Here is a 12,609-nt window from a genome sequence, read left to right as displayed (position 1 = left end):
AACGCTTCAATAATAATACCATATCAATATAAAAAAAAATAGCCAAAATGGCTATTCTTTACAGTTTGAAGACAAAGTCAAAAAAACATGCCAATCAGACTAATTGAAAACGCTTAATTTCCAGGTCACTAAGCCTACTCATCCTATAGAAACAAAAACCAATCTATAGTCTAATTAATCTTCAGCCTGTTTATATGACATTGTTTCCGTAATCGGTTCACTTTTAGGTAACCAATCGATAGGAATATCATCTGCAGTATTAAGATCTTCAAGTAATAATTCGTCAAAATTATTTTGATTTGAATCAATTGATTTGTTCTTTTTCGATTTGCTCATCTTTTTTACCTCACTTAATCCTTCATGATTTGGATATAGTTTGTGTAAAAGTTAGCTTGGATAATACTTATTTTATGTTTTTTATAATAATTTCGGGTATCGATATATTTTTACGTGGTTTTATATTTTCAATAATAATTTCAGCGATATCCTCTGGATTCATCATTTTTGAAGTTTTATCTTCATCAAAAATACCTGACCAAAAGTCTGTATTCATTCCGCCCATATATGCTGCAAACACCGAAATTGGCGTTCCTGTTAATTCAACAACCAAACTTTCGGTAAAGCCTTTAACTCCAAACTTACTTGCGCAATAAACTGATTCTGTTGCTTTTCCAATTAGACCTGCGGTAGAAACAATATTGACGATCGTTCCACTATTTTGTTTTTTCATTTGTTTTAAAACTTCTTGTGAGCAGAAAATGGTTCCCTTTAAGTTAATATCAATCATATTATGTACTGCTTCTTCATTTAATTCTTCTGCAAGCTCAAATATTCCAACACCTGCATTATTAAATAATAAATCAACTTTTCCATATGTTTGAATAATTGTATCGAAGACTCTTTTTACATCTTCATATTCTGAAACATCAACAGTATGTATTGAATAATTGTTAGGTAATTGTTTTCCAATTTCTCTAAGTTTATTTTCAGTTCTTCCTAACAAACAAATGTGAGCTCCATTTTCAGAATATTTTTTAGCTAATGACGCTCCTAATCCACTTCCTGCGCCTGTGATAATAACAACTTGATTTCCCAATCTAAGACCAACTTTCTTTATAAAATATTTATCCGAATAATTTCATTATAGCTATTAAACCAAAACATGATACAATTGTAAAAGTGTTTGTTTAGGAGGTCGATAAATTGAATACTACTAAAACGGATAAAATATCACGCTTTTTTAAATTACTACTTCCGATTTTAATCACTCAAGTGACATTATTTTCGATGTCATTTTTTGATACAATCATGTCTGGTAATAGTAGTCCAGGGGACTTAGCAGGGGTTGCGATAGGTGTTAGTATTTGGACTCCAATCAGTACGGGGTTAACTGGCATTTTAGTCGCACTTACGACAATGGTTGCCAATTTAAATGGTGCAAAACAGGATGAAAAAATAACGCCACTTGTTATGCAGGCAATTTATTTGGCTGGGATAATTGCAATTGTCATTATTATTATTGGTATATTTTCAATTCATCCAATCTTGAATCATATGAATCTTGATCCGAAAGTTCATCGTGTTGCTCTTCATTTCTTATTCGCATTATCATTTGGAATTTTACCTTTATTTCTATATACAGTCATTCGTCAGTTTATTGATGGTTTAGGTAAAACAAGAACTACTATGGTTATTACAGTTATTTCAGTACCAGTTAACGTAATTTTGAACTATTTCCTTATATTCGGTAAAGCTGGTCTCCCACGCTTAGGTGGCGTAGGTTCTGGAGTAGCGTCTGCAATAACGTATTGGATTATTTTTGGAATTGCTTTTTACATTATTAAAACTAAAAAGCCATTTAGCACATTCAATCTATTTAAAAAAATTCCTCCAATTTCATTTGAAACTTGGAAAAGTATTTTAAAATTAGGAGTTCCAATTGGTCTTAGTATCTTTTTTGAAGTAAGTGTATTCTCAGTCGTAACATTATTATTAAGTGAGTTTGATACCGAAACGATTGCTGCACATACAGTGGCAATGAATTTTGCGAGTCTTCTTTATATGGTTCCATTAAGTATTTCGATGGCTTTAACAATTGCTGTCGGCTATGAAGTTGGTGCGAAAGAATTTCAAAATGCAAAAGAATATAGCAAAATTGGTTTAGTAATGGCAGTTTCAATTGCTTCATTTTTCGGGATCATCATCTATTTATTCCGTTATGATGTAGCCGGATGGTATACAAATGATCCATCTGTACAAATTTTGGCAGGCGGATTCTTAATCTTTGCAGTCATGTTCCAACTATTTGATGCAATTGCAGCGCCAATCCAAGGTGCATTAAGAGGTTATAAAGATGTAAATGCAACGTTAATTATGATGATTTTAGCTTATTGGGTAATAGCATTACCAGTAGGGTACGCACTATCTAATACAAATCTTGGTGCAAAAGGATATTGGGTTGGATTAATCGTCGGTTTAGGTGTGTCAGCACTAACATTATCTTTCCGATTAGTACAACTACAAATAAAAAAACTAAAGTTATCTGAAGCATAATGAAAAGGATGGGAAGCACAATTGCTCACCCATCCTTTTTTGTATTTTAATCATCTTGTATTGTTATATTTGGATGATCATCATCAAATTGGTCAAGTAATTCGCTAGGGATATGTTTTGGGATTACATCAGATGGAAGTTCACCTTCCATACCTAAATAGTAATGTCGAATTGGCTTTAGTTCGTCAGTTAATTCATAAACTAAAGGAATACTTGTTGGAATATTAAGTGAAGCAATCCCGTCAGCTGAGACTTGATCTAAATATTGAACGATTCCCCTCAACGTATTTCCATGTGCAGATATAATAACCTTTTTGCCTGTTTTCAAAGCTGGAGCAATATCTTCATCCCAATATTTTAAGACTCTTTTTTCTGTATCCTCCAAATTTTCAGTAAGCGGGAATTCATCTTTTAACAAGGTTTTATAACGAGGTTCATTTATTTCATATCTTGGATCATCCGGTTTTAGAGCTGGTGGTCTAACATTCATAGATCTTCTCCAAATATTAACCTGTTCTTCCCCATATTTTTGGGCTGTTTCGGATTTATTCAACCCCTGAAGTGAACCGTAATGACGTTCATTCAATCTCCATGTCTTATAAACAGGAATCCACATCATATCTATTTCATTTAAAATAATCCATAATGTTCGGATTGCTCGTTTAAGTACTGATGTATAGGCAACATCAAATGTAAATCCGTTTTTCCTTAAAATGATACCAGCTTCTCTTGCCTCGGAAAGACCGCTCTTCGTTAAATCAACATCTGTCCAGCCTGTGAACCGATTTTCAACATTCCATAAACTTTGCCCATGTCTGATTAATACAAGTTTAATCATATTGCTCTCCTTTAAAATCAATTAAATATGATTTAGTTTGCTGAAATGTTCTTAATTTGATTCACAACTGATTGGATGTGCAAAATGTTATGTAATTAAATTTCTCAACTAAAAACTGTCATACTTCATCTAGTTTGCATATTTCATTTTTAGATACGCTACATTTTCAACTATTTATTTATTCGATTTATTTTAATTGAGCTAAGTTCGATTGGGATATAAATCTTATTTTTAAGTACAATATTCCCCATTGAGTCATATAGATTTTCAACAAGTAAAACGAATAAATTATTAGTTGAACGTAATTCATAGTTTGATGAAGGAAGGACTGATTCTGTATATTTTATTTCGATTGTTGATGAATGGATTAACTTATAAATATCTTCTTCAAGTATTTTTAGTAAACTCTGCTGATCGCCTAGGTTTATTTGATATTGGGAAGCTGTCTCACTTGGGAACATAGTATAAGCATGGGCGACAATTTTATTTTTAGATTTGTACCATCTATTAAACCTGACCATCACTGCAGAATCTTTATTAAAAATCTTTTTAACGTATTCATAGTCATCCGAAAGACTAACTTCTAAATAAGCATCTACATCATCAATTGTTTCTGTACAGCATTGAAAAACTGAGTTATCAATTTTTTCTAAGCCAACACTTCTTAAATTTACATTTTGTTTTATAAAATTACCTTGTCCATGGATTGTTTCAAGATAACCGTCCTCTTTTAGTAAACTCAACCCTTGTCTTAATGTCATTCTGCTAACATTCATCATCTTAGAAAGTTCTGGTTCAGAAGGAAGCTTACTTCCAATCGGATAGACTCCCTCATTAATTAATTTAAATAATTTTTCATAAACCCCTACATATAGAGGTAATTTTTTTTTATTTTCAACGGACATAACAACACTCCTTATAAATATTATATCGAGTTATGAATTATTCGCAAATTTGTGTTTGATCGTAAAGGTAAACAAGATCATTATTCTTTAAAATAACGTTGATTTATTAGGATAAATGATTGAGTGAGTTTAAGTTGCTATTGCTTTCTATATTTTATTGAAATATAATTTAGTTGAAACTAAATAGACAACTATATATACAACTATACTTCGTAGTATTAATATTCATTTTTTGAACATTTGTTTTGCTTTATTTTGTAAACGGAAACATTTTAGGAAAGAATGTTAACCTAAAGATAAATTAACATGGGTGAAATGAGTAAGAATAGTAGTTGTATTGGATTTAGTTAAGAAAATTAAAAGAATAGAAATGGAGAGAAAATAATATGACAACGCCACATAATACAGCCAAAAAATCAGGAGAAATTGCAAAAACAGTTTTAATGCCTGGGGATCCACTACGTGCAAAATATATTGCAGAAACATATCTAGAAAACCCAGTGCAATTTAATACTGTACGTAATATGTTTGGCTATACAGGAACATATAAAGGAAAACAAGTATCAGTAATGGGATCTGGTATGGGCATGCCAAGTATAGGAATTTACTCATACGAATTATATAAATTTTATGATGTAGAAAATATTATCCGAGTTGGTAGTGCAGGAGCTTATACAGATAAACTAAACATTCACGATATTGTGCTTGTAGATAGTGCTTGGAGTCAATCTACATTTGCAAAGACTCAAGCAGGTGTTGAAAGTGACATTCAGTATCCATGTGAAACACTAACAAACAAAATTGAAGATACAGCAAAACAAATCAATACTCCGATCGTTAAAGGAAGAATACATTCTAGCGATGTCTTTTATTATGAAAGTTCAGTTCCAAATTTTGTTAATTTTTATAAAGAGCATAATTGTATTTGTACAGAAATGGAAAGTTTTGCACTTTTCCATAATGCGAAAGTTTTAGGAAAGAAAGCAGCTTGTTTACTTACTATTTCAGATTCTTTAGTTACTCATGAAGAGATTAGTGCTGAGGCTAGACAAACTTCATTCGATAAAATGATGAAACTTGCATTAGAAGCTTGTTTGTAAAATAAAATTGATTTAAAATAGCGCATATTAATGAAAAACAAAAAGTCGATTTCCGTTAACAATTCAAATTGGGAAAATCGACTTTTTTTGTAATTTAATTCAAGAATTGAATAATTTTTATGTTTGAATGATTAAGTCCATAAACTTTACTTCTTTATTTAATAGCTTTACTCACTTTTAATTTTTTTCCTTTAATCGTCGCATTCTCCATGGCTTGTAAAACTAATGACCCTTTTCCATTCAGAATATCAACATATGACATTTGATCATGAATAGAAATAATACCGATATCCTCTACTGTAACTCCAGGGATTTTTGCAATTGTTCCAACAAAATCAACAGCACGAATTTTCTTCTTTTTTCCGCCGCTGAAATGGAGTTTCATAATATCTTGGTTAATTCGAGCTGTTTTATTATTTCTTACCACTCGCCTGCTGTTAAGTTTTTCTTCAAAGATTGCTTTTCGACTAATCACCTCTTGATGACTAGGAGCTTCTATAGTAGGTATCTCAAAACCGATGTAATTTTCAATTGCTTTAACGAACTTTCCTTCAAACTTTGTCGAAAACGTAATTGCTTTTCCTTTATTTCCGGCACGACCAGTTCTACCAGTACGGTGTACATAGCTCTCTTTTTCCATAGGAACGTCATAGTTGATGACTAACGTTACATTATCAATATCAATACCTCTAGCAGCTACATCGGTTGCTACTAGATAGCGGAAGTTCCCTATTTTAAATCCATCCATTACAGCAAACCTGTCTTCTTGTTCCAGTCCTCCATGTAGTCTTTCACATGAATAATTAGCTTTTTCCAATTCACTATATACTGCATCAACGTTTTCTTTAGTCCGGCAGAAAATTAGGCAGCTGTCTGGGTTTTCTACAACAGTGACGTCTTTAAGAAGTGAAATCTTTTCTTCTTCTTTCACTTCAATTAAAAAATGTTCAATTGTATTTGCAGTTACACCAGTTGATTCAATTTCTATATGAGTAGGTTCTTTCATATATTTATGGCAGAGATTTTCAACATCTTTAGGTAAGGTAGCAGAAAAAACCATCGTAACACGGTTTAAAGGTAACTGATCAATGATTGCTTCTACTTCATCTATAAAGCCTCGATTAAGCATCTCGTCAGCTTCATCGATGATTAAATATTTTATTTGATCTATATCAAGGGTTCCTCTTTCAAGATGGTCCATGACCCTTCCAGGCGTACCAACTACTACATGTGTTTTTTGTTCCAATTCTACCTTTTGTTTACTAAACGGTTCTTTACCATAGACGGCCACCGCTTTTATCCGTTTAAATCTGCCAATATTCGTAACATCTTCGCGGACTTGAGCTGCAAGTTCCCTAGTTGGAGTTAGAATTAAAACTTGTGGTTTTTTTTCCTCCCATTCAATCATTTCGCAAACAGGAATACTATAAGAGGCAGTCTTGCCGCTTCCTGTTTGAGATTTTACGATTAAATCTTGATTTTCCATTGCTAATGGAATCACTTCACTCTGAACTTCAGTTGGAGTTTCGTATTTTAAAACAGCAAGTGCTCTTTTAATTTCCTCACTTAGATGATAATCCGCATAACTTCTTTTAGTCATTTCTTAACCTCGTTTTTATGTTTTTTTCGATATATGTATAGAATTCTCTCTTAGAAAAATCATATTCATTTATTGAGTATGATTCATTATACTTGAAAAACGCAAGACAAAACGGCTTTTTTTAAAATATTAGGCTTTGTTAAAGGCGATTGTTGATTTTCTTATTCTATTAATTGGCATTTTAGTGGTATATAAGGATTTTATTATGAAGTTCGAAAAAAAGGAAAATAATGGGTATATATAGAAACTCCTATATACGGATAGATAGGAGGAATTTTTATGTCTGATTTCAAAAGCATTAATGTTGAAAATATAAATATTGTCGATAAAGATGGAACTGTAAGAATGAGAATTTTTAATAATGATAACATCCCAACTGCAATTATGGATGGAAAAGATATTCTTCCAGGTCACAGGCAAAAAGATCCTATTGCTGGATTAATGTTTTATAACGGAGAAGGTGATGAGTGTGGAGGACTTATATTTGGAAGTAAAAAAGATGAAATAGGAAACTATGAATCATACGCATCATTAACTTTTGATCAATATAAACAAGATCAAGTTGTACAAATGCATTATATTGATGTGAATGATCAAAGAAATTATGGACTTTCAATTTATGATAGACCTAATACACCTTTACCAGATCTTTTAGAAAGAACGCATAGTATACAAAACTCTGCACTTACGGAAAAGGAAATTGATAAAGAGTTAGAAAATATTTGGGAAGGAAATACGCCTCGAGCCTTTATGGGGAAGAATTCCAAAGGAGAAGTAACAGTTCAACTATCAGATAGCAAAGGAAAACCTCGAATTAGAATGGTAGTAGACGAAAATGATATTCCTCGTATGGAATTTTTAGACGGAGAAGGAAAAGTTACATATAAAATCCCACCTGAAATGTAATGTTCATCTTTTATTCTCGGATTTTTTAAGCATAAAAATAATATTCTTTTTAGAGAATAAACACATACGTGTTTCTCATTTGGAACTTTTTGGAGGGAAATTAAATGGCTTTTTGGATTACAACAATTGGTGGTATTTTAGCGTTGGGTGCATGGATTTGGTATTATGCATCTTTAGGAAAGAGAATTCACCAAGAAGAAAAAGAGGCTGGTAGAGATCTTTCTTATGAAATTAATCCATTCACAGGTTCAGCCAAAGCCACTTCAAATGAAAAAAAGTAACTTACTATTCAACTAACGCATGATAGTGAAAAAGGAGCTGAATGCTCTTCAGTTCCTTTACAATGCTAATTCATATCCCCCGTTTTTATCTTCCAAATAAGGATCTATCTTTTCCAACTCTAACGCTTCTCTCTATGTATCGTAGCGCGTCAGTTTGGAACAGTATCGAACGCTGTAGTTTTACAGAAAGTATCATTCAACTATTGAGCTGACTGTGTTGAAACTTGCCATGTAACACCGAATTTATCGGTTACTTGTCCGTATAAAGGACTCCAAAATGTTTCGTGTAACGATATGATTACTTTTCCTCTATCTTGTAATTTACCAAATACTTCTTTTGTTGTTTCAACATCATTAATTAAAATAGCTAAGGTGGTTTGGTCGCCAATTTGATAAGGTAGACCTGTAAAAGTATCTGAAATCATTATATCTGTTGAACCTACTTTGAGATGTGCATGTAAGATACGATTTTTTTCTTCATCAGTTAGATTTGTATTTTCTTCCCCTGGCATGTCGCCAAATCTTTGAAGAGTAAGGGTCTTTGTATTGAAAGCATCTTTGTAAAATGTAACAGCTTCTTGTCCATTTCCATTTTATATTAAAAAAGGGTTGATACCTAAAATCAATAGAAACACCTCTTCTTATATTTTGATCTAATCTCTTCTTCTTTTTACCTCTTGATGTCAATCTGATTTAGCTTCACAAGATGGTCACGATTAAGTTCCCTTTTAATATTTTCTACTTCAAGTCTTTCATTCCTTCAAATTTAAATGTAGCTTAATTTAGAAAAATCACAAATCTCATTTTAATAGAGCACTTTTATTTAATCTTTTTAATTTATTTCAAACATAAATCCTAGTAAACGCAACAAACTCTAGATTTTTCAGAAAATTCATTTTATAATATTAAAAATGTATTTTTTAAATTACCTCTCTTATAATACTTATAAATTAATTTAATTAATCAGGTTGTTGCAAAATAGAGCCCATTAATCGACTCTTTTTAGCATTCATTCCTTAATTCTACCCATTAAGATCGTATTATAAAATTTACCATCAGATAGTACCTTATCATTTTTTAATACTCCTTCAACTTCAAAGCCTAACTTTTCATATAGATTAATTGCTTTTGCATTCGTTTCTAATACACTTAGATTTATTTTATGAAGATTATTAGTATCTGCCCAAGAAATTGATTGTTTTAAAAGATTTTTACCGATCCTGTGTCCCCAAAATTCTTTTAAAACGCAAACTCCGAACTCTACTTTATGGGAAAGTCTTTTTAATTGATTACCTTCACATCTAGAAAAACCTATTATTTTATCTTGAACTTCAGCTACTAAAAATAAATTTTTAATAGATTCTGTATCTGAGATAATTAATTGTTCAAAGCCTTTTGGATCAATAAATGCTTCTCCTGCTTCTCTATCTAAATTTTCTGTCTCTCCATCAATCTGTACTCTCAAACTAGATAATTGTTTAGCATCTGTAAGTACTGCATGTCTAATAATATATTGAAGGCCATTTTCCGTAAATTTCTGAGGTTGTATTTTCATCCTATACTCCTTACACTTGTATTCTTTATTTTAATAGAAAAGAAAGATTGTTTGATTACTACTTCTATTAGAGTGGATAAGACTCATTAATAAAAATGATTATTGATTCATACTAAAAGAGATCATCCTAATTGTTAATATTAAAAGTTTTTAGACCAAACTATATTAATATGAAAGAGGTGTATCAAAAGTGGAATTTAGAAGTAGTGGAAGGCTTTCTAATTTTTTAGTTTCGATATTGTTTGCGATTTGTATGGTCACTTTCATCTTTTATGTACAAAGGCATGGATTTCCTAATACTATTAAGTCATATATGATCATGACGATGGTAAGTTTAATCTTTCTAGCTTATATCGGTTATATTCGTAGTATGGTTATTAGAATAAATGATCACGGAGTTACATACGAACATTGGGGATTTAAGCGAACGATTCCTGCTCATCATATTACACGTGTTAATTTACAATACCGCTATAAAGAAACACCATCACATAGTGCTTATCTAGTAATAAACCATCCTGAAGATTCGATTTTCATCCCTTCTATGATGTTTCAAGGTCAAATCGAAAGAATAACGAAAGAAATCAGAGATATAATGATCTACTAATATAGTCTATTTTAAAGAACTGAAGTAATCCTTCAGTTCTTTGTATTTAATAATATGATTTTTTGTTAAATTATCGTTTTACTGCATCTACAATGATTGAAGGAAACAGGATTTTTTCCCCGTGGTTTCTAGGATCATATTTTTTTGAACGGAAAATAACACCTTCCTTACCATTCCATTCATTAAACTGAAAATTTCCTTCTTCATCACAATATTCTAGTAGTTTAACTTCAAAACCCGCTGTTTCAAACATGTTAATTAGTGTTTTATAGTTATATACTATTTTATGACTTGCAGCAGGATGATCTTTTGGTCCAGGTCCTCCCACTTTAACAATACTTTGATATGTTTCGTCTTGAAAAAATCCATCTGGTACAGCACAACGAATATAGCCTGATTGTTTTAAATATTCATAACAAATTTTAGCAGCTTCTAAACCTTCATCATATGTAAGGTGTTCCCAAACATGTTCAGCTAAAATAGCTGAAACCGAATTTTTCTCAAATTTATTTTCCCAAGTCGACCTAACTAATAAATTAAGTTCTTCTTCCTGAGTTTGAATCCATGTTGGATTATTGTTATATTCACCTGCTCCAATTACAATTTTTATTTCATCTTGTTTAATCATCAGTAGATTCACCTCATCTTAAATTTTGATCGAATAGTAGTGTTCTACAAAAGTTACATGAATTCCTTCTACATAACGTAGAAAAATGTCAAAATTTAGAAATGTAGATTATTTAAGATATTCTTTTTTGAAACTGTTCAATCGTTTCTTCAACTGATTTATGCACACCTTTAATTACTGTTACTATGACTCATTTCTAAGAATTAATCGGTTTGTTTCAAATTTTTGAGTAGCAGAATTGTTAATCATTCTGACATCCTTTCATATAACTCATAGTCTTTTATCTATCACTTTAAAAATCAGTTAGATTTCTTCTACTTAATCTTGGGTATAATAATTCCAGTATATGGAGGCGATATCAAATGATCATTGATCGAATTTGTACGATTGGACCAGCTAGTTTTGATAAAAAAATATTGTCTGAATTGATTGAGCATGGCATGACGATCGCAAGACTCAATTTTTCACACGGAACACATGAAAGTCATCACAATGTCATCGAACTATTAAAATCAATCAGAAAAGAGACAGGAAAAGATATCAAGATTTTAGGAGACCTCCAAGGTCCAAAAATTCGTTTAGGAAAAATTGAAGGGGAAAAAATCAATCTTGAACCTAATCAAGCTTTTACACTCTTAATTGATGAAATTACAGGTGATCGTAATCAAGCAAGTGTAGATTATAAAGGTTTAATAAATGATGTTAAACAAGGAGATCGTATATTAATTAATGATGGTGCAGTGGAGTTATTAGTTGATAAGATAGAACAAAATAAGATTGTCACTTCTGTAAAAACTGGTGGCGAAATTTCTTCGCATAAAGGGGTTAATTTACCAGGAGTCGTTACAAGTTTACCTGCTATTACTGAAAAAGACCGAAAAGACATCGAATTCATTTTGCAAGAAGGTTTAGACTATATTGCATGCTCATTTATTCGTCGTGCATCACATTTACAAGAAATTAGAAGTTTTATGAATTCAAAAAGTGGTAAAACACCTCAGTTAATCGCAAAAATTGAAACGATCGAAGCAATAAAAAATTTCCAAGAAATTAATAAAGAAACTGATGCAATTATGATTGCTCGTGGTGATTTAGGTGTTGAATTACCTTATCAATGGATTCCTCTCTTACAAAGAGCAATGATTCATGAGTGTAATTCAAATGGTACATATGTGATCACAGCAACTCAGATGCTTCAATCAATGGTAGAAAATTCAATTCCAACACGAGCTGAAGTAACTGATGTATTTCAAGCTGTGATGGATGGGACGAATGCAGTCATGCTATCCGCTGAAAGTGCTGCTGGCCACCATCCAATCGAAAGCATTGAAACATTAAAACTTGTATCTCAATTTGCTGAGACCGTAAAATCAAAATCTCCATTTGATTTTGATGATATGTTTGAATTGATTAACTCGACTATCAAATAACTTGATCTTCAAAACAAAAACGCCCCAAAAGGGCGTTTCAGACTGTTGACAAACGCTCGCTTTCTTCGTTGCTTCGCCTGTCTGCGGTGCTCATTACCGTCTAAGGTAACTCCGCTCCTCACCAGACTTCACGCCTCGAAAGACAAGCGCTTGCAATCAGTCTGAAACCCAAGTTTTTTGTACTATGTCTACACACTAAAACGCCC

The 12,609-nt window shown here is 31.8% G+C and carries 13 protein-coding genes and 1 pseudogene; 6 read left to right on the top strand and 8 right to left on the bottom strand.

Features of this window, described 5'->3' with window-relative positions:
• Nucleotides 1-174: 174 nt before the first annotated feature.
• Both AB1282_RS17820 and AB1282_RS17815 read right to left on the bottom strand, forming a co-directional pair.
• On the bottom strand, nt 175-336 hold the full coding sequence (locus AB1282_RS17820; protein ID WP_156339579.1) for a hypothetical protein: 162 nt from the start codon (nt 334-336) through the stop codon (nt 175-177).
• A 67-nt stretch (nt 337-403) separates the two neighbouring features.
• Nucleotides 404-1,096 carry an SDR family oxidoreductase gene (locus AB1282_RS17815; protein ID WP_056465509.1) on the bottom strand — a complete coding sequence of 231 codons (693 nt, stop codon included), beginning with the start codon at nt 1,094-1,096 and terminating at the stop codon, nt 404-406.
• 107 nt (nt 1,097-1,203) lie between these two features.
• Between AB1282_RS17815 and AB1282_RS17810 the strand changes: the two genes are divergently transcribed.
• Nucleotides 1,204-2,553 (top strand): MATE family efflux transporter, encoded by a 1,350-nt coding sequence (locus tag AB1282_RS17810; protein ID WP_429899678.1) that lies wholly within the window; start codon nt 1,204-1,206, stop codon nt 2,551-2,553.
• A 46-nt stretch (nt 2,554-2,599) separates the two neighbouring features.
• Here AB1282_RS17810 and gpmA read toward each other — a convergent pair whose 3' ends face one another.
• Complete coding sequence (gpmA, locus tag AB1282_RS17805; protein WP_056465505.1) at nt 2,600-3,391, bottom strand: 2,3-diphosphoglycerate-dependent phosphoglycerate mutase; 792 nt, start codon at nt 3,389-3,391, stop codon at nt 2,600-2,602.
• A gap of 170 nt (nt 3,392-3,561) precedes the next feature.
• The gene (locus AB1282_RS17800) at nt 3,562-4,296 is read right to left on the bottom strand and encodes a GntR family transcriptional regulator (RefSeq protein WP_056465503.1); all 735 of its coding nucleotides are present in this window, start codon (nt 4,294-4,296) and stop codon (nt 3,562-3,564) included.
• Between the two features lie 386 nt (nt 4,297-4,682).
• Here AB1282_RS17800 and deoD point away from each other — a divergent pair, with 386 nt between their 5' ends.
• The gene (gene deoD, locus AB1282_RS17795; RefSeq protein WP_056465502.1) at nt 4,683-5,396 is read left to right on the top strand and encodes a purine-nucleoside phosphorylase; all 714 of its coding nucleotides are present in this window, start codon (nt 4,683-4,685) and stop codon (nt 5,394-5,396) included.
• 154 nt (nt 5,397-5,550) lie between these two features.
• On the opposite strand, the gene AB1282_RS17790 is transcribed toward deoD, so the two are convergent.
• Complete coding sequence (locus AB1282_RS17790; protein WP_056465500.1) at nt 5,551-6,996, bottom strand: DEAD/DEAH box helicase; 1,446 nt, start codon at nt 6,994-6,996, stop codon at nt 5,551-5,553.
• A gap of 279 nt (nt 6,997-7,275) precedes the next feature.
• Here AB1282_RS17790 and AB1282_RS17785 point away from each other — a divergent pair, with 279 nt between their 5' ends.
• Nucleotides 7,276-7,902 (top strand): hypothetical protein, encoded by a 627-nt coding sequence (locus AB1282_RS17785; protein WP_429899677.1) that lies wholly within the window; start codon nt 7,276-7,278, stop codon nt 7,900-7,902.
• Between the two features lie 104 nt (nt 7,903-8,006).
• Nucleotides 8,007-8,183 (top strand): hypothetical protein, encoded by a 177-nt coding sequence (locus tag AB1282_RS17780; protein WP_156339578.1) that lies wholly within the window; start codon nt 8,007-8,009, stop codon nt 8,181-8,183.
• A gap of 200 nt (nt 8,184-8,383) precedes the next feature.
• Here the strand turns inward: AB1282_RS17780 and AB1282_RS17775 are convergent.
• A pseudogene (locus AB1282_RS17775) lies at nt 8,384-8,809 on the bottom strand (VOC family protein).
• 383 nt (nt 8,810-9,192) lie between these two features.
• The gene (locus AB1282_RS17770; RefSeq protein ID WP_429899676.1) at nt 9,193-9,738 is read right to left on the bottom strand and encodes an N-acetyltransferase family protein; all 546 of its coding nucleotides are present in this window, start codon (nt 9,736-9,738) and stop codon (nt 9,193-9,195) included.
• Nucleotides 9,739-9,928: 190 nt separating this feature from the next.
• Between AB1282_RS17770 and AB1282_RS17765 the strand changes: the two genes are divergently transcribed.
• The gene (locus AB1282_RS17765; protein ID WP_056465494.1) at nt 9,929-10,345 is read left to right on the top strand and encodes a hypothetical protein; all 417 of its coding nucleotides are present in this window, start codon (nt 9,929-9,931) and stop codon (nt 10,343-10,345) included.
• A gap of 70 nt (nt 10,346-10,415) precedes the next feature.
• On the opposite strand, the gene AB1282_RS17760 is transcribed toward AB1282_RS17765, so the two are convergent.
• On the bottom strand, nt 10,416-10,976 hold the full coding sequence (locus AB1282_RS17760; protein ID WP_056467007.1) for a class I SAM-dependent methyltransferase: 561 nt from the start codon (nt 10,974-10,976) through the stop codon (nt 10,416-10,418).
• Nucleotides 10,977-11,335: 359 nt separating this feature from the next.
• Between AB1282_RS17760 and AB1282_RS17755 the strand changes: the two genes are divergently transcribed.
• Nucleotides 11,336-12,403, top strand: coding sequence for a pyruvate kinase (locus AB1282_RS17755; protein WP_429899675.1), 1,068 nt, complete (start codon nt 11,336-11,338; stop codon nt 12,401-12,403).
• Nucleotides 12,404-12,609: the final 206 nt, after the last annotated feature.

Origin of the sequence: Gottfriedia sp. S16(2024) (assembly GCF_050473765.1) — a bacterium.
Classification (GTDB): domain Bacteria; phylum Bacillota; class Bacilli; order Bacillales; family Bacillaceae_G; genus Gottfriedia.
This window is presented reverse-complemented; position numbering and strand designations above follow the sequence as displayed.